This is a genomic window from Streptomyces griseoviridis, from assembly GCF_005222485.1.
Lineage (GTDB): Bacteria > Actinomycetota > Actinomycetes > Streptomycetales > Streptomycetaceae > Streptomyces > Streptomyces hintoniae.
Window position 1 is genome coordinate 4613241 of sequence record NZ_CP029078.1, and the last position, 20917, is coordinate 4634157.

General features: G+C 69.7%; 19 protein-coding genes, 1 tRNA gene and 1 pseudogene. 16 read left to right on the forward strand and 5 right to left on the reverse strand.

From position 1 onward, the window contains the following. Positions 1-73: 73 nt before the first annotated feature. The 6 genes from recF to DDJ31_RS19695 all read left to right on the forward strand — a co-directional run bounded on the left by recF (position 74) and on the right by DDJ31_RS19695 (position 7813). Positions 74-1195: a DNA replication/repair protein RecF gene (gene recF, locus DDJ31_RS19670; RefSeq protein WP_127178994.1), complete on the forward strand. Its 1122-nt coding sequence runs from the start codon at positions 74-76 to the stop codon at positions 1193-1195. Next, on the forward strand, positions 1192-1749 hold the full coding sequence (locus tag DDJ31_RS19675; RefSeq protein ID WP_127178993.1) for a DUF721 domain-containing protein: 558 nt from the start codon (positions 1192-1194) through the stop codon (positions 1747-1749). The genes recF and DDJ31_RS19675 overlap by 4 nt, the downstream gene beginning before the upstream one ends. 373 nt (positions 1750-2122) lie before the next feature. After that, positions 2123-4210 (forward strand): DNA topoisomerase (ATP-hydrolyzing) subunit B, encoded by a 2088-nt coding sequence (gyrB, locus tag DDJ31_RS19680; protein WP_127178992.1) that lies wholly within the window; start codon positions 2123-2125, stop codon positions 4208-4210. A gap of 42 nt (positions 4211-4252) precedes the next feature. Further along, positions 4253-6847, forward strand: coding sequence for a DNA gyrase subunit A (gene gyrA / locus DDJ31_RS19685; protein WP_127178991.1), 2595 nt, complete (start codon positions 4253-4255; stop codon positions 6845-6847). Between the two features lie 18 nt (positions 6848-6865). Then, positions 6866-7654 (forward strand): DUF3566 domain-containing protein, encoded by a 789-nt coding sequence (locus DDJ31_RS19690; protein WP_127178990.1) that lies wholly within the window; start codon positions 6866-6868, stop codon positions 7652-7654. An 85-nt stretch (positions 7655-7739) separates the two neighbouring features. After that, positions 7740-7813, forward strand: a tRNA-Ile gene (locus DDJ31_RS19695). 291 nt (positions 7814-8104) lie between these two features. On the opposite strand, the gene DDJ31_RS19700 is transcribed toward DDJ31_RS19695, so the two are convergent. Beyond that, a complete protein-coding gene (locus tag DDJ31_RS19700) occupies positions 8105-8344 on the reverse strand; it encodes a hypothetical protein (RefSeq protein WP_127178989.1) in 240 nt (79 codons plus the stop codon). 319 nt (positions 8345-8663) lie between these two features. Here DDJ31_RS19700 and DDJ31_RS19705 point away from each other — a divergent pair, with 319 nt between their 5' ends. Beyond that, the gene (locus DDJ31_RS19705; RefSeq protein ID WP_127178988.1) at positions 8664-9086 is read left to right on the forward strand and encodes a hypothetical protein; all 423 of its coding nucleotides are present in this window, start codon (positions 8664-8666) and stop codon (positions 9084-9086) included. Beyond that, positions 9083-9451 (forward strand): helix-turn-helix transcriptional regulator, encoded by a 369-nt coding sequence (locus DDJ31_RS19710; RefSeq protein ID WP_127178987.1) that lies wholly within the window; start codon positions 9083-9085, stop codon positions 9449-9451. Before DDJ31_RS19705 ends, DDJ31_RS19710 begins: the two co-directional genes overlap by 4 nt. Positions 9452-9997: 546 nt before the next feature. On the opposite strand, the gene DDJ31_RS19715 is transcribed toward DDJ31_RS19710, so the two are convergent. Together DDJ31_RS19715 and DDJ31_RS38760 are read right to left on the reverse strand one after the other, a co-directional pair. Beyond that, positions 9998-10174 carry a hypothetical protein gene (locus DDJ31_RS19715; protein ID WP_164784931.1) on the reverse strand — a complete coding sequence of 59 codons (177 nt, stop codon included), beginning with the start codon at positions 10172-10174 and terminating at the stop codon, positions 9998-10000. Then, entirely contained in the window at positions 10171-10623 is a 453-nt protein-coding gene (locus DDJ31_RS38760; RefSeq protein WP_206280678.1) for a hypothetical protein, read from the reverse strand. Before DDJ31_RS38760 ends, DDJ31_RS19715 begins: the two co-directional genes overlap by 4 nt. Before the next feature lie 308 nt (positions 10624-10931). Between DDJ31_RS38760 and DDJ31_RS19725 the strand changes: the two genes are divergently transcribed. The 6 genes and pseudogenes from DDJ31_RS19725 (at position 10932) to DDJ31_RS19750 (ending at position 16099) form a co-directional block, all read left to right on the forward strand. Continuing rightward, the gene (locus DDJ31_RS19725; RefSeq protein ID WP_240678143.1) at positions 10932-12392 is read left to right on the forward strand and encodes an XRE family transcriptional regulator; all 1461 of its coding nucleotides are present in this window, start codon (positions 10932-10934) and stop codon (positions 12390-12392) included. Positions 12393-12425: 33 nt separating this feature from the next. Continuing rightward, on the forward strand, positions 12426-13037 hold the full coding sequence (locus DDJ31_RS19730) for a 2'-5' RNA ligase family protein (protein WP_127178986.1): 612 nt from the start codon (positions 12426-12428) through the stop codon (positions 13035-13037). Between the two features lie 547 nt (positions 13038-13584). After that, positions 13585-13860 carry a tyrosine-type recombinase/integrase gene (locus DDJ31_RS19735; RefSeq protein ID WP_240678142.1) on the forward strand — a complete coding sequence of 92 codons (276 nt, stop codon included), beginning with the start codon at positions 13585-13587 and terminating at the stop codon, positions 13858-13860. Positions 13861-14201: 341 nt separating this feature from the next. After that, positions 14202-14336, forward strand: a pseudogene (locus tag DDJ31_RS19740) (GntR family transcriptional regulator); the annotation flags it as partial. Beyond that, positions 14333-14998, forward strand: coding sequence for a YdcF family protein (locus tag DDJ31_RS19745; protein ID WP_127178984.1), 666 nt, complete (start codon positions 14333-14335; stop codon positions 14996-14998). The pseudogene DDJ31_RS19740 and the gene DDJ31_RS19745, both read left to right, overlap by 4 nt. A 495-nt stretch (positions 14999-15493) precedes the next feature. Next, complete coding sequence (locus DDJ31_RS19750; RefSeq protein ID WP_127178983.1) at positions 15494-16099, forward strand: hypothetical protein; 606 nt, start codon at positions 15494-15496, stop codon at positions 16097-16099. A 544-nt stretch (positions 16100-16643) separates the two neighbouring features. On the opposite strand, the gene DDJ31_RS19755 is transcribed toward DDJ31_RS19750, so the two are convergent. Then, positions 16644-16997: a DUF6344 domain-containing protein gene (locus DDJ31_RS19755; protein WP_127178982.1), complete on the reverse strand. Its 354-nt coding sequence runs from the start codon at positions 16995-16997 to the stop codon at positions 16644-16646. A gap of 328 nt (positions 16998-17325) precedes the next feature. Here DDJ31_RS19755 and DDJ31_RS19760 point away from each other — a divergent pair, with 328 nt between their 5' ends. Beyond that, positions 17326-17454 carry a DLW-39 family protein gene (locus DDJ31_RS19760; RefSeq protein WP_003999697.1) on the forward strand — a complete coding sequence of 43 codons (129 nt, stop codon included), beginning with the start codon at positions 17326-17328 and terminating at the stop codon, positions 17452-17454. A 384-nt stretch (positions 17455-17838) separates the two neighbouring features. Further along, complete coding sequence (locus DDJ31_RS19765; RefSeq protein WP_240678141.1) at positions 17839-19071, forward strand: hypothetical protein; 1233 nt, start codon at positions 17839-17841, stop codon at positions 19069-19071. Positions 19072-19210: 139 nt separating this feature from the next. Here DDJ31_RS19765 and DDJ31_RS19770 read toward each other — a convergent pair whose 3' ends face one another. Continuing rightward, positions 19211-20650, reverse strand: a complete 1440-nt coding sequence (locus DDJ31_RS19770; RefSeq protein WP_127178980.1) for a serine/threonine-protein kinase — start codon at positions 20648-20650, stop codon at positions 19211-19213. Positions 20651-20917 lie beyond the last annotated feature (267 nt).

Here is a 20917-nt window from a genome sequence, read left to right on the forward strand (position 1 = left end):
TCCACAGGCCGTGGAAGGACCGGGGACAACCGGAAGCGCAGCGCACCACGTTGGGGGAGGTCGGCGAACGACCATGCACGTCACGCACCTTTCGCTGGCCGACTTCCGCTCGTACGCCCGGGTCGAGGTCCCGCTCGACCCGGGCGTCACCGCTTTCGTCGGACCGAACGGCCAGGGCAAGACCAACCTCGTCGAGGCCGTCGGCTACCTCGCCACCCTCGGCAGCCACCGGGTCGCCTCGGACGCGCCCCTGGTCAGGGTCGGCGCCGACCGCGCGGTGATCCGGGCGCAGGTCCGCCAGGGCGACCGGCAGCAACTCATCGAGCTTGAACTGAACCCGGGCAAGGCCAACCGCGCCCGCATCAACCGGTCCTCGCAGGTCAGACCGCGTGACGTGCTGGGCATCGTACGGACCGTGCTGTTCGCGCCCGAGGATCTCGCGCTGATCAAGGGCGATCCCGGCGAGCGGCGCCGGTTCCTCGACGAACTGGTCACCGCCCGCTCCCCGCGGATGGCCGGCGTCCGCTCCGACTACGAGCGGGTCCTCAAGCAGCGCAACACCCTCCTGAAGTCGGCCGCGCTCGCCCGCAGGCACGGCGGCCGCTCCCTCGACCTGTCGACGCTCGACGTCTGGGACCAGCACCTCGCGCGCGCGGGCGCCGAACTCCTCGCCCGGCGCCTTGACCTCATCGCCGCGCTCCAGCCGCTCGCCGACAAGGCGTACGAACAGCTGGCGCCCGCGGGCGGGCCCGTCGCCCTGGAGTACAAGCCGTCGGCCCCCGGCGACGCGCACACCCGCGAGGACCTCGCCGAGCAGCTCCTCGGGGCGCTCGGCGAGGCGCGCAAGCAGGAGATCGAGCGGGGCGTCACCCTCGTCGGCCCGCACCGCGACGACCTGCTGCTGAAACTCGGCGAGCTGCCCGCCAAGGGCTACGCCTCGCACGGCGAGTCCTGGTCCTACGCGCTGGCGCTGCGGCTGGCCTCCTACGACCTGCTGCGGGCCGAGGGCAACGAGCCGGTGCTGGTCCTCGACGACGTCTTCGCCGAGCTGGACGCCCGCCGCCGCGAACGCCTGGCCGAACTGGTCGCGCCCGGCGAGCAGGTCCTGGTGACGGCCGCGGTCGACGATGACGTGCCCGACGTCCTCGCGGGCACCAGGTACGCGGTCGCGGACGGGACGGTGGAGCGGGTATGAGCGCCCCCGACCACTCCGACCGCTCCGAGCCCTCCCAGGCGGCCGCGAAGGCCGCCGAGCCGTCCGGTGTCGACCTCGCGCGCGTGGCGCTGCGCGCGGCCAAGGAGGCGGCCCGCGCGCGCGGTGACGCGGCGCAGCAGCGCAAGCAGGCCAGGCGCGGTGGACTGCGCTCCGGCGCGCGCGCCGACGGCCGCGATCCGATGGCGTTCGGGGCGGCCATCAACCGCCTGATCAACGAACGTGGTTGGGAGGCGCCGGCCGCGGTCGGCGGGGTCATGGGGCGCTGGCCTGAGATCGTCGGCGAGGACGTGGCCAACCACTGCGATCCTGAGAAGTACGACGAGGAGGAGCGCGTGCTGACCGTGCGCTGCGACTCCACGGCCTGGGCGACCAACCTGCGGCTGCTCGCGCCGACCCTGGTGGCCCGGCTGAACCAGGATCTCGGCCACGGCACGATCACGCTGATCAAGGTGTTGGGGCCGCAGGGTCCCGTGCGCCGCTACGGTCCGCTGCGGGCCCCCGGCAGCACCGGACCCGGTGACACCTACGGGTGACGGACATCACGTCACGAGCGCCCGCGCGTGCGCCGCGCGCCGCTCCTCGCGCGACCCCGCGCGGTCGCGCGTCCCGACCTGACTCCCAAGTAGCCATGGGTTGACAGCCGGAAGCGCTGAGTGCCGCTGTGAGCCTCTTGGAGCCCTGCTCCCCATATGGGGACCCGGAAGAGACCGGTTGAGGGCGGCACATGAGGACTCAGGTACCCGCAAACCCCCATCACTGTCGGCGCTACCGGTAGACTGGAAGCCAATCCCGCCCCACTCGTGGGGATCGTCCGGGACACGCTGAGCAACGCTGAGCAACGCTGATCAAGGCTTACCAACGCAACATGCCGCAGCCGCTCCGGCAACCCGCCGACGAGCCCGGCTCGTGCTGTGCCAGAAAGGGCGCTTCGTGGCCGATTCCGGCAACCCCAACGAGAACATCCCGTCCACCGATGACGCCGGCGCGAGCGCCGCGGTCACCCCGCCGACCGGTGAGGTCACCGCTTCGTACGACGCCAGCGCCATCACCGTCCTCGAAGGGCTGGACGCGGTCCGCAAGCGACCCGGTATGTACATCGGCTCGACCGGCGAGCGCGGTCTGCACCACCTGGTGTACGAGGTCGTGGACAACTCCGTCGACGAGGCGCTTGCCGGGCACGCGGACACCATCGACGTGACGATCCTGCCCGACGGCGGCGTCCGCGTGATCGACAACGGCCGCGGCATCCCGGTGGGCATCGTGCCGTCCGAGGGCAAGCCGGCCCTCGAGGTCGTGCTGACCGTGCTGCACGCGGGCGGCAAGTTCGGGGGCGGCGGCTACGCGGTCTCCGGCGGCCTGCACGGCGTCGGCGTCTCGGTGGTGAACGCCCTGTCCTCCAAGGTCGCCGTCGAGGTACGGACCGACGGCCACCGCTGGACGCAGGAGTACAAGCTGGGCGTCCCGACCGCCCCGCTGGCCAAGCACGAGGCCATCGACCGGACCGGCACCTCGGTGACCTTCTGGGCCGACAGCGACATCTTCGAGACCACCGAGTACTCGTTCGAGACCCTGTCGCGCCGCTTCCAGGAGATGGCGTTCCTCAACAAGGGCCTGACGATCAAGCTCACCGACGAGCGCGACTCGGCGAAGGCCACGACGGGCGCGGACGAGGCGGGCACCGACGTCAAGGACGAGGTCAAGACCGTCACGTACCACTACGAGGGCGGCATCGTCGACTTCGTGAAGTACCTCAACTCCCGCAAGGGCGAGGCGGTACACCCGACGATCATCGACCTGGAGGCCGAGGACAAGGACAAGAGCCTGTCCCTCGAGGTCGCCATGCAGTGGAACAGCGGTTACAGCGAGGGCGTGTACTCCTTCGCCAACATCATCCACACGCATGAGGGCGGCACCCACGAGGAGGGCTTCCGCGCGGCGCTCACCAACCTGATCAACAAGTACGCGCGCGACAAGAAGCTGCTGCGCGAGAAGGACGACAACCTCACGGGCGACGACATCCGCGAGGGTCTGACGGCGATCATCTCGGTGAAGCTGAGCGAACCCCAGTTCGAGGGCCAGACCAAGACCAAGCTGGGCAACACGGAGGCCAAGACCTTCGTCCAGAAGGCGGTCTACGAGCACCTCAACGACTGGCTCGACCGCAACCCGGTCGAGGCCGCCGACATCGTCCGCAAGGGCATCCAGGCGGCCACCGCGCGCGTGGCGGCCCGCAAGGCGCGCGACCTGACCCGCCGCAAGGGCCTCCTGGAGTCGGCCTCGCTGCCGGGCAAGCTCTCCGACTGCCAGTCGAACGACCCCATCAAGTGCGAGATCTTCATCGTCGAGGGCGACTCCGCCGGCGGTTCGGCCAAGTCCGGCCGCAACCCGCAGTACCAGGCGATCCTCCCGATCCGCGGCAAGATCCTCAACGTCGAGAAGGCGAGGATCGACAAGATCCTCCAGAACCAGGAGATCCAGGCGCTGATCTCCGCCTTCGGCACCGGCGTGCACGAGGACTTCGACATCGAGAAGCTCCGCTATCACAAGATCATCCTGATGGCGGACGCCGACGTCGACGGCCAGCACATCAACACGCTGCTGCTGACCTTCCTCTTCCGCTTCATGCGGCCGCTGGTCGAGGCCGGGCACGTGTTCCTGTCCCGCCCCCCGCTGTACAAGATCAAGTGGGGCCGTGACGACGTCGAGTACGCCTACTCGGACCGCGAGCGCGACGCCCTCATCGAGATGGGCCGCCAGCGCGGCAAGCGCATCCGCGAGGACTCGATCCAGCGCTTCAAGGGCCTCGGCGAGATGAACGCGGAGGAGCTGCGCGTGACGACCATGGACCAGGAGCACCGCGTCCTCGGCCAGGTCACCCTCGACGACGCCGCGCAGGCCGACGACCTGTTCTCGGTCCTGATGGGCGAGGACGTCGAGGCCCGCCGCCAGTTCATCCAGCGCAACGCCAAGGACGTCCGTTTCCTCGACATCTGAGTCGGTCTCAGCTGACCGCATCAGGAAGGATCTTCACCAGCAATGGCCGACGAGAACACCCCTGTCACCCCTGAAGAGGGCGGCGACGTCGTGATGCGCATCGAGCCCGTCGGGCTCGAGACGGAGATGCAGCGCTCGTACCTGGACTACGCGATGTCCGTCATCGTGTCCCGCGCGCTGCCCGACGTCAGGGACGGACTCAAGCCCGTCCACCGCCGCGTCCTGTACGCGATGTACGACGGCGGCTACCGCCCCGAGCGCGGCTTCTACAAGTGCGCCCGCGTGGTCGGCGACGTCATGGGCAACTACCACCCGCACGGCGACTCCTCCATCTACGACGCCCTGGTGCGGCTCGCCCAGCCGTGGTCGATGCGGATGCCGCTGGTCGACTCCAACGGCAACTTCGGCTCCCCGGGCAACGACCCGGCCGCCGCCATGCGCTACACCGAGTGCAAGATGGCGCCGCTGTCGATGGAGATGGTCCGCGACATCGACGAGGAGACCGTCGACTTCACGGACAACTACGACGGCCGCTCCCAGGAGCCGACCGTCCTGCCGTCCCGCTTCCCCAACCTGCTGATCAACGGCTCGGCCGGCATCGCGGTCGGCATGGCGACCAACATCCCGCCGCACAACCTCCGCGAGGTCGCGGCCGGCGCCCAGTGGTACCTGGAGAACCCCGAGGCCAGCCCCGAGGACCTGCTCGACGCCCTGATCGAGCGGATCAAGGGCCCCGACTTCCCGACCGGCGCGCTCGTCGTCGGCCGCAAGGGCATCGAGGAGGCCTACCGCACCGGCCGCGGCTCGATCACCATGCGCGCGGTGGTCGAGGTCGAGGAGATCCAGAACCGCCAGTGCCTGGTCGTCACCGAGCTGCCCTACCAGGTCAACCCGGACAACCTCGCGCAGAAGATCGCCGACCTGGTCAAGGACAGCAAGATCGGCGGCATCGCCGACGTCCGCGACGAGACGTCGTCGCGCACCGGCCAGCGCCTCGTCATCGTCCTGAAGCGGGACGCGGTCGCCAAGGTCGTCCTGAACAACCTCTACAAGCACACGGACCTCCAGACGAACTTCGGCGCCAACATGCTGGCGCTCGTCGACGGCGTCCCGCGCACCCTCTCCCTCGACGCGTTCATCCGGCACTGGGTGACGCACCAGATCGAGGTCATCGTCCGCCGGACGAAGTTCCGCCTGCGCAAGGCCGAGGAGCGGGCGCACATCCTGCGCGGCCTGCTGAAGGCCCTGGACGCCATCGACGAGGTCATCGCGCTCATCCGGCGCAGCGACACCGTCGACATCGCCCGCCAGGGCCTGATGGGCCTCCTGGAGATCGACGAGATCCAGGCCAACGCCATCCTGGAGATGCAGCTGCGCCGGCTGGCCGCCCTGGAGCGCCAGAAGATCGTCCAGGAGCACGACGAACTCCAGGCGAAGATCCGCGAGTACAACGCGATCCTCGCCTCGCCCGAGCGCCAGCGGTCCATCGTCAGCGACGAGCTGGCGGCGATCGTCGACAAGTACGGCGACGACCGCAAGACGATGCTGGTGCCCTACGACGGCGACATGTCCATCGAGGACCTGATCGCCGAGGAGGACATCGTCGTCACCGTCTCGCGCGGCGGCTACGTCAAGCGGACCAAGACGGTCGACTACCGCGCCCAGAAGCGCGGCGGCAAGGGCGTGCGCGGGACGAAGCTCAAGGAAGACGACATCGTCGACCACTTCTTCGTCTCCACCACCCACCACTGGCTGCTGTTCTTCACCAACAAGGGCCGCGTCTACCGCGCCAAGGCGTACGAACTGCCGGACGCCGGACGGGACGCGCGCGGCCAGCACGTCGCGAACCTGCTCGCCTTCCAGCCCGACGAGGCCATCGCCGAGATCCTCGCGATCCGCGACTACGAGGCGGCGCCCTACCTGGTGCTCGCCACCAAGGCCGGTCTGGTCAAGAAGACGCCTCTGAAGGATTACGATTCACCGCGCTCGGGCGGCGTCATCGCGATCAACCTGCGCGAGGGCCAGGACGGCTCCGACGACGAACTGATCGGCGCCGAACTCGTCTCCTCCGACGACGATCTGCTCCTGATCAGCAAGAAGGCGCAGTCGATCAGGTTCACCGCCACGGACGACGCGCTGCGCCCCATGGGCCGCGCCACCTCCGGTGTCAAGGGCATGAGTTTCCGCGAGGGCGACGAACTGCTGTCGATGAATGTTGTTCGACCCGGTACGTTCGTGTTCACTGCCACAGACGGCGGGTACGCGAAGCGCACCGGCGTCGACGACTACCGCGTCCAGGGCCGTGGCGGCCTCGGCATCAAGGCCGCCAAGATCGTGGAGGACCGCGGGTCGCTCGTCGGCGCGCTGGTCGTCGAGGAGACCGACGAGATCCTCGCGATCACGCTGTCCGGCGGTGTGATTCGTACGCGAGTCAACGAGGTCAGGGAGACGGGCCGTGACACCATGGGCGTCCAACTGATCAACCTGGGCAAGCGCGACGCCGTCGTCGGCATCGCGCGCAACGCCGAGGCGGGGCGCGAGGCGGAGGAGGTCGACGGTGACATCACCGTCGACGACACCGCCGAGGACGTCATCACAACCGGCACGGACGAGGGTGAGGCACCCTCGGTCGAGTAGCACGAGGAGAGAGTCATCGTGAGCGGAGCCACGGGCGCCGGATCGGCCGGAAGTACCTCCACGGGTACGGGAACGGACGGTGGCGGCCGTGGCTCCGCCGCGCGTCCGGCGGACTCCCACACCACGCAGCTGCGCAAGATCGAGGTAGGCACGACCGATTCGCGCTCGCCCGACACACATGGATCCCAGGGGGGGAACGTGCCGGACACCCGCGGCCAGCAGGCCGCACACAAGGCAGGCGCGGGCAAGGCGGCGGGCGCCAAGGGGGCGGGCGCCAAGGGGGCCGCGTCCGGCGCCCAGGCGTCGCCGCTGCCCGGCGAACGCCAGCCGCAGCAGCCGTCGGGGCCCTACCACCCGCCGCAGGCCTACGAGGCGCAGAGCGGGGCGGCCGCCGGCGCGACGCGCCGGCCGCGGACCGGGGCGCGGACCACGCCCCGCATCCGCAAGGCACGACTGCGGGTGGCGAAGGCCGACCCGTGGTCGGTCATGAAGGTGAGCTTCCTGCTCTCCATCGCGCTCGGCGTCTGCACGATCGTGGCGTCCGCGGTGCTGTGGATGGTCATGGACGCGATGGGCGTGTTCTCGACGGTCGGCGGCACGATCTCGGAGGCCACCGGCTCGAACGAGTCGAACGGCTTCGACCTCCAGTCGTTCCTGTCGCTTCCGCACGTCCTGACGTTCGCGTCGATCATCGCCGTCATCGACGTCGTCCTCGCGACCGCTCTCGCGACCCTCGGGGCGTTCATCTACAACCTCTCCGCGGGCTTCGTGGGCGGCGTCGAGCTGACGCTCGCCGAGGACGAGTGACGTCGCCAGGAACCGATTTTGGGACTGCCCTGGTCGTGCGCTAATCTTCAGGAGTCAGCGCGCGGCACACACCGCAGAGCGCGGCGGGGCTATAGCTCAGTTGGTTAGAGCGCATCCCTGATAAGGATGAGGCCACAGGTTCAAATCCTGTTAGCCCCACCGAGGCGTAACGCCTGATCAGACGGCCGGTAGATCACTACGATCTACCGGCCGTCTACGTTTGATGATCTTGGTATCCCACTACTCTCCCGTAACAACAAGCTGCACCGCGGCCGGGCCTGGGGGCGGAAATGTTGCAACAACCTGCTGTTGCGGGCAGATGCGAAAGATGTGACCGGGCCTCTACTGTGAACGCAGAGACGCCCCCTGCTGATTCAAGCGGCAGGGGGCGTCTCGTCTTTCCAGTCAGGGCCTCCCGAGCACCAGACTGGAAGTCATTGCGGTGGGTGGTCAGCCCCAGCCGATGTCTCCGACCGTCGCCGCCGGCGAGGCGAGTGTCTCGCCCGCCGATGGCTCGATGCCGTCCGCCTCGGGTCCGGTGATGTCCGGTACAGCGGCGCCCCAGCCGATGTCCGCCGATAGGGCCGGCTGGGCGGTGCGATGGGGAACGCTGGCCGCTGCCGGGATTGCCAGGGCGGCCAGCGTAAGCAGGGCGGACGCGGCGGCGAGACGCACTCTAGCTCTGGTCACAGGCCCCCCTTTATCGAACATGCTTGCGAAACATGGTCTGGACCGACAGAGTGACACGTGCCGCCTATGTGGTCCAAGGTGCACGGTGTGCGGAAAACTGCACATGCAGGAATCCGCACACGCAACTGGGGGCGAAAATGGGTGACTTGGACAGATCGAGAGGCGAACCGCCGCTCACCGACGACGACTTCGAGACATACCGTCAGATCGCTACAGGGCCGTCGCCCCCGGACGGCCACGACGTCAGCAGGCTCCTCGCCCTGCGACTGATCGGCCGCGACCCCTATGCCCCCAGCGGCTACATCCCGGCGACCCGCGCATGGCTGTCCAAAGCCTCACCGGGGGTCTCCTGGGCGACCTGGAGGCGATCGTCGCCCGGGTCTCCCAGATCCCTGCCCTGGAGCGCCTGGCCGAGCACTTCGACCCGCAACGCCTCTACGGCGGCCCCGGAAGCGAGTACCTCGCCACCACCGCCCAGATGAACGCCCGCCTCGGCGAGATCAGTGCCGCTGCTCACTCCGACTTCTGCGCCGTCCAACCTGGCGAGCCGGCCGACCGAGACCCCGCAATCCTCCGCCTGGGTGTCGAGCGCACCCGCGCCGCGCTCCAGCGCGGGGTGCAGGTCCGCTCGATCTATCACCGCAGTGCGCACGAGCACTACCAGACCCGCGACTACATCCACGCGATGATCGCCGACGGGGCGAGGTGCGGGCATCCACTCTTCCCGGCCCCAGACTTGTGATCATCGATCGCCAGCACGCCTTCGTCGACAACCACGTCATAAAGGGCGAGGGCAACAGCGGCTGGCACCTCTTCGACCGCGCCGCCGTCGCCTGGGCCCGCAGCATCTTTGAGATGTTCTGGGACCACGCCACCCGGTGGCAGGACATCGGCCCGGCCACGTGCGACCCGCTGAGCGAACGGCAGTGGCGCATCCTTCGCGAGCTGGACGCCGGGTACTCCCAGCAGCAGGTCGGAGGACGGATCGGTCTCAGTCGCCGGGCTGTCGACAAGGAGCTGGCGACGGTCCGCGAAGCGCTGGGCTTCAAGACCATGTACCAGGTAATGAGCTGGTACGGCCGAGCGCAGTGTCCCCCGGTCGGGTGACGGGCCCGCGCTTGCCGTCTACTCGCTGTAGATGGCACGGACCAGTGAGTAAAGTGCAGGCGGGGAGGCGGAGCGGCTCGCTCCACCTGACGCATAACCCCAGACGAGCCCGGCCGGGATGCTCGGGAGGCACCCGGTCGGAAGGGCGTCGTCCCTCTCCGCTTGGATCGGGGAGGGGCGGCGTCAATAGGCGAACCGCCCCGCCCTCCGTACATACGTAGGGCGGGGCGGTCGTGCTCAGGCATGACGCCGAGCACTCGGGCCGGCGGACGCATATCACGCCAGACCCGCTCCGACAGCTACGAGAGCCGCCGAAGTTTGGCGGGCAGCCGCCCCCGACGGGGGGGCAGGGACGGCCGCCGATCCGGTGCCGCCGGAAACTCTCGTCGTCACCGGTAGATGCGCGTCGGCGTCGTCGGCCGCTCCGGCATCGGCCGGCACCCGCGGTCGTGAACCACGACATCGGGCGCCGCTCCGGTCGCGGAGTCCACGGGGAACGTCCTGACCGGCTCGCCGGGGCGATCGGCTGGGAGCAGTGGTCGCAGATCACCCGCCGCCTCCCGCTCGCTGGGCTCGCATCCACGCGCGGCGCAGTTCCCCGGCCGTCTGGCAGGCGACCGCCGTGGCGGTGCGGCATCGTCGGCAGGTGTGGCAGTGGTCGAGCAGCGCCCGGTACTTGGCGTCGGCGTCGCGCGGGTGGACGCTTTCCGGCGTGGCCGTCACCGCCGCCTCTGTGGGCACGCGGTGTGCGTGGTGGCTCCGCCCGCTGCGGACGGTGACTGCGACCGGTGCGTCTCGTACTCCTCGCCTGGTCCGATCTGGCGGGAGCAGGCGCAGCAGTAGCGGACCGGGGTGTGGGCGGCGACGAGGTGGCGCAGTGCGGCGCCGAGGGGGCAGTCGGTGGCGTCCTCGGCGCGGCAGGCCGGGCACATCGGGGCGTGCGCGACGAGGGCCTGGTGCGCGCGCTGCGCCGTGCAGGTGCGGCAGGCGCGCGGGAACCACGTCCGGCCGTCGACGAGTTGGACGCCGAGGTCGACCGCGGTCGGGTTCTCCAGCGGCTCGCCGCCCCAGACGCAGGAACGGCCGGCCGCACGCGCCTCGTCCAGCCTCGCCAGGGCAGGCAGGGCGAGGGCGGCCAGCACCTCCAGTCCGGTCGCCGTCGTTCTGGTCATCGGATCACTCCTGGACGTGGCGGAGCGGTAGCGTGCGGCACGTCGACTCCTCAGCAGTCGGCCATGCCCCGGGGCCGGTCGCGCGGTCGCCGGGGTTTCCTTCCCACCACGGTTTCAGTTGGAGCGGGCGCCGTCACGGGCGCTCATGACCAAATCTGGTGGACATCGCGCACTCCCCTGACCAGGGAAGATGCTGAATTTTGGGCGCGGATTTGGCTGCGACGGTGCCCCAGCTCTTGGGCATGCCAGGTGATGTGGGCCACACCGCGGCTACCGTGAGCACATCGCCACCGCATCGGGAGCCCGTCATGACCGACCGCTCGAAGCCCGGATCGAAAGGTGACCGAGACGGTCTCCGTCACCAGATGCTCGCCGTCGGGTGCACGACTGCCGAGATCGCCACCGAGATGCGCGTCCGGTACCGGATGCGCCCCCGCGAGGCATGGCGGCATGCCCACGGCTGGAGCCTCCAAGTCGCAGCCGACCGCATCACGCAGGCCAGCGCGAGCAGCACTCCCGTTGCCGCTGACGCGAGTCTCACCGCGAAGTGGGAGAAGTGGCCAAGCAACCCATCCGCCCGTCGTCCAAGCGTCCCGGTGATTCTCGCGATCGCCGCCGCGTACGGCTGTGAGCCCGGCGACCTCCTCGACATCGACGACCGGCGCGCCCTACCTGACACGGACCTGCGAGCCCTCACCCGTCCGGCGCCCCCGACAGTCGACCCTCAGCCCGTACCTGCTCAGTCGCCCAGCTTGCCCACGACCGACCTCGTCCACCTGGCCGCCGACGAGTCCGCCACATGGGCCCAGTGGGCAGAGGCTTCCAACGTGGGCGACCTCGGCCTGGAGCAGATGCTCGCCGAAATCCGAACCCTGGCTGGCGACTACCTCGTCTCCGACCCCGTGGTCCTATTCGGCCGCACCCGCCGCCTCCGCGACCGCGTGTTTGGCCTCCTCGAAGGTCATCAATACCCGCGGCATTCGCGCGAGTTGTACGCCGCGTCCGGATACCTCTGCGCCCTCCTCGCCTGGATGTCGTCCGATCTGGGCCAGCTACGCGATGCTGACACTCAGGGCCGCACAGCCTGGCTGTGCGCCGAACTTGCTGATCACGACGACCTACGGGCCTGGGTTCTGTCGACCCGGAGCAAGGTGGCGTTCTGGGACGGCCGCCTGCGAGACGCCGTGGCCTACGCCCGCCGCGGTGCCAGCTGCCGGCCGTCGGGCACGGTGTCCGTCCTCCTCGCCTGCCAGGAGGCTGACGCGTGGTCCGTGATCGGGGCGCATGACGAATCGCTCGCCGCCCTACACCGAGCTGAGGACGCCCGCGCCGCGCTGACGGGCACCGATGAGGTCGGAGGCATCCTGTCCTGCCAGCCGTCTCGGCAGGACAACTACGCGGCCGCCGTACACCTCCGCGGCGGCCGTCCCGCAGACGCCCTGCGCGCCACCACAAGCGCCCTCGCACTCCTCGCCGTTCAGCCAGTACGCGCCTACGGAACAGAGGCCCAGATCCACATCAGCCAGGCATCCGCCCACCTCGCCACCGGCGACGTCGACGGCGCCCGCGAAGCCCTGGCACCGGTCCTGGCAATGCCTCCGGACCACCGCCTCGCACCTGTCGCCCGGCGTCTCTCCGAGCTGTCCGCCGTCATAGATCATCGAGCACCTGGCGCCGGGGTAATCGGGCTGCGCGCGGCCATCACGGACTGGTGCGCGGACTCCGCACCGCGGCATCTTGCCCTCTCGCCAGGTAGCGGGGCCTCCTGATTGGATCTCGGGATGAGCACTCATCCTGAGAGCATGCGGACCCACTGGTGGTGGCGGCCCGGCTGGCGGGAGGGCCGCCGCTTCTACACCTGGCACCTCGTCTTCGACGGCCAGGACGACGTCCACCGCCTGGCCGCCGACTACCGGACCGCACTCGCCCCGCTCGGACCCGACAGCTTCACCCTGATCCCCGACCAGTGGCTCCACCTCACCATGCAGGGCGTTGGTTTCGTGGACGAGACCGACGCGCAGACGGTCGACGCCATCGTCACCACCGCCCGCCACCGGCTGGCGGGGATAGCCGCGTTCGACGTGACCCTCGGGCCCGACGCCGTCGTCGACCAGGAGGCGATCCTCCTGCCCGCACAGCCTGCCGAGCCAGTGCACGCGGTGAGGGACGCGATCCGCGCGGCGATCGGCGACGTGGTGGAGGAGGTTCCCGAGCAGGCCGACGGGTTTCGACCGCACGTGTCGGTCGCGTACAGCGCAGCAGCAGGGCCAGCCGACCCTGTCGTCCACGCCCTCGCGCGAGCCACATTCACCTCCGCTCGGGCCCGCATCACCAGCGCGGAGCTGATCGTCCTCGGCCGTGACGCCCAGATGTACGAGTGGACGTCCTACGCCACGGTGCCTCTCGGGAAGTGACCCAGGGCATGACGAAGGCCCCCTTCCGCCCGAAGGCGGAAGCGGGGCAGTGCCAGCGGGAGTCGCGCGTCCTGCGGATCACCCCCGCGCGTGCGGGGACCAGCCCTGCTACCACGAGCTGCTGGACGAACCGGGAGGATCACCCCCGCGCGTGCGGAGACCAGATCTCCGCGAATCCGGCGGCCAGCTCTCGCTTGGGATCACCCCCGCGCGTGCAAGGACCAGTCTTCCTGACCAGCGACGCTACCGTGCACAGTGCGCGGCTGCGGCAACTTTGCCAGAGACAGAAAAAGCCCCCTCCCGCCCGTAGGCGGAAGGGGGCAAGGGGCAGTTCAGCGCGAGTCACGCGCGGCGACCAGCTCGGGGTCCATCGGTATCAGCGGCAGCCCCGCCGCCCGGAGCTGCTCGTGCTGCGCGCTGATGTGATCGAGCGCCAAGCCGAGCAGTCGGTCCGTTCGGTCCGCGCGCGACCGCGATCTACTACCGGCAGTGGATCAAGGCGATCCAGACGGCAGGCGTCGCGCGCGTCCGGAAGAAGAAGATCAAGGTGGAAGTGACCAACCCGGAGACCGGGCGACCGATGATGCAGGAGAAAGTCAAGAAGCAGTGGTGGCCCGCCTTTCATGATCAGCGGCACACGTACGCCTCTCGGTTGCACGCCAGCGGTGTGCCCGAGGCGGTGGCTCAGGAAGTGCTCGGCCATGAGCGCGCGGGTAAGGTCACCTGGCAGTACACGCACGCGGCGGCCGACTACGCGGGTCAGGTCCTGGCGGCCCTTGAAGATCGCCGGGTAGACGGGCGACGCCTGCGGCTGGTGGCCTGACCTGGGTGCGGGGACTACCCCGTGGCTACCCCGGAACCACCCCAGGAAGCGGTGGAGTTCGACAGGGTTCTGGGGACGTCGCAGGCTGTAGATGGATGTAGACGCCCCCGGGACCTCCCTCGTTCTTGACCTGGGAAGATCGAAAATTGTGAGTCGGGTCCTGATGAGGATGAGGCCACAGGTTCAAATCCTATTAGCCCCACCGAGGCATAACGCCTGATCAGACGGCTGGTAGATCACTACGATCTACCGGCCGTCTACATTTGATGATCTTGGTACCCCAGTACTCCCCCGTAACAACAAGCTGCACCGCGGCCGGGCCGGGGGCGGCAATGCTGCGACCACACAGGACGACGTACACCTCCGTCGGCATGGTCGTGGAGTTCGCCATCGGAGTGCACGCGGCATCGCGCTTCGCCTGGGAATACGAGTTCCAGGTACCCGACTCGGCGAAGGACAAGGAAGACTCGCAGTGATCTCTGCACAGGACTGGGCCGACGCACGGCGCATCTGGAGCTACCACCAGATGGGCCACACTCTCCGACCCTGCTCCGTCGCTGTCGGACTCGGCAGCCACGACCTGGGGGTGGCCGACACGGCGGTAGATCTGTACAAGCGCGGGATGGCACCGCTCCTGGTCTTCACCGGAGCCACGAGCCCCACGACCCGGGATCGGATGCCCCGCGGGGAAGCAGTCCACTACCGGGAGCGGGCACTCGAACTGGGTGTCCCCAGCGCGGCCGTTCTCGTGGAGCCGAGGGCGCGCAACACGGGTGAGAACATCCGCTTCTCGCGGGACGTGCTTGAGGAGGCGGGCGTCGAGGTGTCCTCCGTCCTGCTGATCAGCAAGCCCTACGAGGAGCGGCGGGCGTACGCCACTGCCCGCAAACTGTGGCCCGAGGTGGAGATCGTCAGCGCCTCGACACCGATGACGCTCGATGAGTACGTAGACTCCATCGGGGACGCACGTCTGGTGATCGACATGCTTGTCGGTGCGCTGCAACGACTGATGGTCTACCCGGATCAGGGATTCATGATCAGCCAGCCCGTACCGGCCGACGTGACCGAGGCATACCAGCGACTCCGCCAAGCCGGTTTCACCAGCCGACTCCTGGCGACCGAATCACCCTCTGCCTGACTGGTGGCGAGAGCTGTTACAGGTTTCTCCACCTCATCAAGCCCCGGCTGCGCTCCGCTCCGCCGGGTGCGCTCCCGGCTCCGCTCCGCCGCCGCTCCTGCCTGCGGCCCGCTCCGGCGGGCTGCGCCAACGCGCGCCCAGGTGAGGGCCCGGGGTGATGGGTGATCACCCGTACTCATCCGACGGTCAAGACGATGCCTCCGGCGGGGGATCGGCCGGCACCGGGTGGGAGGGGGCACCGTTGCCGACCGCAGGCCCGTAGGGGTGCGCGTGGGGTGCTCCCATCCCGACCACCGTCGCCCCAGGCAGAGCCGAGCAGACGCGGCCCAGGGGCGTCAAGGTCGTTCGTACAGTGGCGCGCTCCACCTTGACGCCCCTGAACCACGCCCGCTCCACGGTGTGTGGGTCGACGGCGGACGGGATGGGAGCTGGGGAGAGTGGTGGGTTAGGGGCGTTTGAACACCTGCGGGAGTGATGGTCGTGCAACATACGACTATGCACCTTGCCTCCATAGCCACCGTCGCGCCGTTGCTCACGGCCGGCGCCGCGCTCATCGTTGGAGGAGTGACGAGGTGGACCCAACGGGGAGTAGCCCGAGATCGAATCCGTTGGGAAGGCAAGCTAGAGATCGCGAAGTTCGATGCGGCTCGGTTCGAGACGACCCTTCAGCACTTCATGGACGCAGCCGATGCCGGAAACCGGTATATGGCAGCGCTGCCGGACATCGACGCCACGGACTTCAAGCAGCGTGAAGAGTACGTATTCGCGATCTTGGTTCCGATTGGTCGGGCACGAGTCGAAGCCCACGCCCTACCCCAGTTCCTGGGCATCGACGAGGTGAAGGCGTCGATCAAGAGGCTTGAGAAGTTGGTGGCCATCCCCGAGAGCAACGATGCGCTCCTGGAGATCTGGGACGCGAAGGGCATCGGTGATGCCGTCGCTCTCCTTAGCAAGGGGCGGAGCTCGTACATGCGCGAAGTGACGCAGCTTGAAGTCCCGAATTGGCGGCGCTTCGTACCAAGCCGTCGCCACCGGGCGATCCCTGCACAGGAACCGGCTACACCGTCAAGCGGTGCCCTCTTGTCTGACACCAGTGGCTGACACCAACAGGCGCGAACAGGGACGGATGACGCCGAACCTCAGCGAACGACCGGCCCAGGACAGCAGCCGGTTGCGCGATGTCGCCAACCTCTCGTGATCGACCTGATAAGGATGAGGCCACAGGTTCAAATCCTGTTAGCCCCACCAGCTAGAAGGCCCCCAATCCCTTACGGGTTGGGGGCCTTTGCTGTGTCGGGGTGCCGGTGCGGTGTGCTGGGTGAGGCGCGCTGTGTGTGTGGAGGTGCGGTGCCGGGCGTGCCGTGCTGTGTGTGAGGCGCGGTGCCGGCCCTGCGGCGCTGGGCTGGGCCCTGCTGGGCTGGGCGTCACGTGTCGTGCGGTGCGCGAGGTGCCCTGTCGTGCGTGAGGTGCTTGGCGGGTGGGTCGTCTTCTCTCTTCGCCTTCCCATGACGAAGACCCCCGGCCGGGATGGCCAGGGGTCCTCGTGCAGGCGGTTGTGTACGCAAGGTCGCCTTGACGTCGGGAAGGTCTGGTCTGACGTCGGGGTGGAGCGGGGAAGGCCGCTAGTGCGGGCGGAGCGCCTGGTTCAGCGTTGGAGCGGGGCCGGTGCGCAGTCCGGGGGCGGGGGCGTCTGGTCCTGGGTGTCAGGCTCCGTCGGCATCGCGTCGGTGCGCGGGCGCTGGCGGCAGCCGGGGGAGTTGCCGTGGGCCTCGGCCCTGATGCGCTGCTTCATCGTGGGGGGCAGTGACTTCGCCGTGGACCAGGAGGACCAGGGGGGCGGTGCCGGGACCGTCGTCGTGCGGGGAGCGCTGTGGCGCGGCTGCTCGGTGGGCGGTACCGCCGCGGCGGCGGTCGTCGTGATGAGTCCGAGCGTCGTGCACAGCGCGAGGAACGCGGTGACGATGGCGGTCCACAGCTTCATGACCTGGTTCTGGGCCATGGCCCCTCACTTTCGGGTCGGGCGATTTGCGTACTTTCCTCATGATGTGTATGGCGACGCGGAAGCGGTGGACCGACGCTCGTGGCGCGTCGATCTTCTGATGAACACCACCCGTTTAGCGGCAAGAGGTCGGAAAAGTGCCGAAGAGGGGGCAAAGTCACCGTCCGTGGGGGTGTGATCACCCTCCGATCAGAGCGGCGGCTCCCCTCCTACTGCGTTCCGGGGGTGGGGAGTTGAGCGGTCCCGGCAGGTCACTGATCGGTCTCGGTCGGTGTGTATAGTCGGGCGCCATAGGTCCCCTCACGTCAAAGAAAGACGAGGTCGCGCGGTGAAGAAGCTTCTCCTGGTCGCCCTGGCCGCCATCGGCGGGCTCCTCGTGTACCGCCAGATCCAGGCGGATCGCGCCGAGCAGGACCTGTGGACGGAGGCGACCGACTCCGTGCCCACGGGTTCCTGAAGAACGACAACCGATACCGAACAGACCCCGGCCGCCCCGCGGTCGGGGTTTTGTGTTTTCCGGGGGCGCGCGCCGAGTGCCCCGGCGCGTGCCGAGGGCCTGCCGGCCATACGTTTCGGACGCTCCCGCCGATTGCGCGGATGACGTCCCGCCCCGCGGGGCAGGATGGGCCACGGCCTTGCGGACAGCGCGGGACGACGGTATCGGGGGCGTGGGATGGGGCGGGGACGTACGGCACGCGCGCGGGGTGCGGCCGTGAGGGTGGCCGCGGGAGGGGCGGTCGTGCGGGCGGTTGCCGGAGGGGCAGTCGTGCGGGCGGCCGCCGTGCTGGTGGGTGTTGTGGCTCTGGTCGGTGCGGGGCCTGCGGCTGGCGTCGGGAACGCCGTGTCCTCCGTTCGGTCCGGTGAGTCCGGTCAGTCTGTTCAGTTCGCTCAGTCCTATGACTACGCCTTCGCCTCCGACGCGCGGTCCGTCGACGGCGCTTCCGGTACCTCCGACGCGCCGCTCCTCGCGCCCGGCGGGACCTATCGCGGCACCCTCCCCCGCGCCGCCAAGCTCTACTACCGCCTGGATCTCGACGCCTCCTCGAACGCGTACGTCTCCGTCACCGCCGTCCCCCGCGCGGGCAGCGCGCTGACCGTCTCCGAGGGCATCCGGGTGGCGGTGCAGAGCGCCCAAGGCCACTCCTGTTCCTACGAGAACGCCACCTTCGGCGCGGCCCGCAGCCCCCACCCCGTCACGGCGTGGGGCGCCAGGACCACGTCACCGGTCAGCCGCGCCTGCGAGGGCGCCGGCTCCTACTACGTCGTCGTCGAACGGGTCGGGACGGCTGGTGCGTCGGCCGGTGCCTGGGATCTGGAGCTGACCTCCGTCACCGAACCGGCCCTGGAGTCGACCGGGGCGACCAAGGCGCCCGAGGTCTGGGACTCCGCCTCGCCCGCGCCCGCCGCCGGTGAGGCCGTGCGGCGCGCGGGCGGCGCCGGGTTCGCGGGGGCCGCGCCGGTCGGCCAGGGCGTGTGGCGCACCGACATCGCGCCCGGCCAGACCCTCTTCTACAAGGTGCCGGTCGGCTGGGGCCAGCAGCCGCACGCCACCGTCGAGTTGGGCAGTTCGGGCTCCGACTCCGGCTACACGCTCGGCGCGCTCGACCTGACCCTCTACAACCCGGTGCGCGCGGACGTCGAGGACATCGACGTCGGATACAACGGCAGGCAGACGACGGCCGCGCTGCCCGCCGTCCCGCCGGTCGACCACACCAACCGGTACTCCGGCAGCGACCAGGTCAGCGGGATGCGGTTCGCCGGGGCCTACTACCTCGTCGTCCATCTCGCGGCCCGGGTCGCCGACGAGTTCGGGGACGGGCCGTACGGGCTGACCCTGCGAGTGAGCGTCAAGGGCGCGGAGCGGGCCGGGCCCGGGTACGCGGGGCAGCCCGTGCCGCGGGACCTCTTCCAGGTCACGGCCCGGGACCGGCAGACCGCCGCCGACGGGACCGACGCGACGGGCGGCACCGCGATGCGGGCGCTCGCGGTGGGCGGGATCGGCGCCGGGACCGCCGTCCTGGTGGCGCTGGGCGCGTGGACACTGCTGGCGAGGCGGCGGGCCGGAGCGGTGTGACGCCCTCGACGCGGGGAGAGGCCCCGCGTCGGACTCGGGGCCGGACGCGACAAACCCGTCGGACCTATCGGACCCGTCGGACCTATCGGACCCGTCGGACCTATCGGGTCCATCGGACTCATGGGATTCGTCCGGCCCGTCAGATACGTGTCAGGGCCCAGAAGCCGATCGCGTAGCAGGCCAGCGCCAGCAGCAGGAGCGGGACGGCCACCTTGGCGGGCGGTCCCGGGCGGCGGGCCCGGTGACTTCCGCGGCCGACGTCGTGCGCGGGGGGCGTGCGGACCTCGGTGGTGTACGCGGCGGTCGCGGACTCGGCACGCTGGTACGGCGTCGGCGGGACGGGCCGCGCCGGGGGGAGGGGCTGCGCCGGGTGGTGGTGCGCCGGGGCGCGCTGGGAGTCCGGCAGGGGGTGCGTGGGGTCGTGCGGGGAGACGTACGGCGCCGGCGGGGGGAGCGTGGGGTCCTGCCGGGGGATGTACGGCGGTGCGGACGCCACCGGTGCCGCGGGCTGCGGGGGAGGCAGCGGGAAACTGCCCGTGTCCGACACGCCGTCGAACGGCTGCGGGGGGCGCGCGACGGGTGTCTGGCGGGGAGGGTCCGATGTCGGGGCCGGGGTCGAGGTGGAGGCGGGAGTGGGTGTCGGCGACGGGGCCGGGGCCAGGGTGTCCGTCGGGGGGCGTTCCAGGCCCGGTGGTCGCCTGAGGGGGCCCTGTGGGGTGAACCCGGGTGGGAGTGGGCCGAGTTGGTCGAAGATCTCGATCAGCTCGTCGTCGGGGCCCGGTGCCGGGAGCAGCTCCACGGCCGTGGCGAGCGCCTTGCGCGCTCCCGTGGCGGTACGGAACCGTGCCTGCGGATCGGGCTGGAGGAGCGACGCCACGACCTGCCACAGCGGCTCGGGGATGCTCTTGGGGGCGCTCGGTGTGCCGTGCGCCGCGAAGTGCTCCACGAGCGCCTTGGCGTCCGGTTTCGCGCCCTCCAGGAGGTACAGGGCGACGAGGCCGACCGCGAACAGGTCGGCGGGGAAGTCGGGTTCGGCGCCCAGGATCTGTTCGGGCGCGAGGTAACCGGGCGTTCCGACCACGAGATTGGTCTCGGTCAGCCGCGGCTCGCCCATCCGCATGGAGATGCCGAAGTCGGACAGCCGCAGCCGGGGCCGGCCGGTGCCGGTGGCTTCGAGGAGGACGTTGGCGGGTTTGACGTCCCGGTGCACGACACCTTCCGCGTGCACCGCGGACAGGCCCGCGAGGAGCTGGTCGAGGAGCGTGCACACGAAGACGGGCGGCAACGGACCGTAGTCCCCGATCAGATGGACCAGCGAGCCGCCCGCGACCAGGTCCATGGTGAACAGGACCTTGTCGTCGTCGGCGGCCCAGCTGGCGGGCGCGAGCACATGAGGGTGGTCGATGCGCAGCGCCTGTTCGCGGACGAACCGCAGCAGGGAGTGCGCGTCGCGCTGCTGGAGCACCTTGGCCGCCACATAGCGGCGACGGCGGTGGTCCCAGGCACGCCAGACGGCGCCGACCCCGCCGCGTCCGATCGGGTCGACCAGTTCGTACCGGCCGGCGAAGACCTCACCCATGACCCTGTGTCGCTCCTCCCCCTTCGGCTACCCCCTTGCTTCCCCCGTGACGAGCGGTACGACTCCCTTCGTCTCCCCGTGCGCCCCGCGCGTGCGCCGTGCGGCCTCGGATCCCGGGCCGGACGGCAGGTGCGGACCGCTACGTGCTGAGTGGCGGTGTACTGAGTGGCTACGAGCTGAGTGGTGATGCGCTGCGTAGCTGTGTGATGAGTGGCGGTGTGATGAGTGATACGTCCCGGTGGGCGCCCCCGCGCCCGTGCTCGACCG

What these genes read in the sequence shown, in the direction of transcription:
- recF (WP_127178994.1), top strand. Translation starts at nt 74, where the DNA reads ATGCACGTCACGCACCTTTCGCTGGCCGACTTCCGCTCGTACGCCCGG.
- DDJ31_RS19675 (WP_127178993.1), top strand. Translation starts at nt 1,192, where the DNA reads ATGAGCGCCCCCGACCACTCCGACCGCTCCGAGCCCTCCCAGGCGGCC.
- gyrA (WP_127178991.1), top strand. Translation starts at nt 4,253, where the DNA reads ATGGCCGACGAGAACACCCCTGTCACCCCTGAAGAGGGCGGCGACGTC.
- DDJ31_RS19705 (WP_127178988.1), top strand. Translation starts at nt 8,664, where the DNA reads ATGGCTGTCCAAAGCCTCACCGGGGGTCTCCTGGGCGACCTGGAGGCG.
- DDJ31_RS38760 (WP_206280678.1), bottom strand. Translation starts at nt 10,623, where the DNA reads ATGACCAGAACGACGGCGACCGGACTGGAGGTGCTGGCCGCCCTCGCC.
- DDJ31_RS19725 (WP_240678143.1), top strand. Translation starts at nt 10,932, where the DNA reads ATGACCGACCGCTCGAAGCCCGGATCGAAAGGTGACCGAGACGGTCTC.
- DDJ31_RS19730 (WP_127178986.1), top strand. Translation starts at nt 12,426, where the DNA reads ATGCGGACCCACTGGTGGTGGCGGCCCGGCTGGCGGGAGGGCCGCCGC.
- DDJ31_RS19750 (WP_127178983.1), top strand. Translation starts at nt 15,494, where the DNA reads ATGCACCTTGCCTCCATAGCCACCGTCGCGCCGTTGCTCACGGCCGGC.
- DDJ31_RS19755 (WP_127178982.1), bottom strand. Translation starts at nt 16,997, where the DNA reads ATGGCCCAGAACCAGGTCATGAAGCTGTGGACCGCCATCGTCACCGCG.
- DDJ31_RS19770 (WP_127178980.1), bottom strand. Translation starts at nt 20,650, where the DNA reads ATGGGTGAGGTCTTCGCCGGCCGGTACGAACTGGTCGACCCGATCGGA.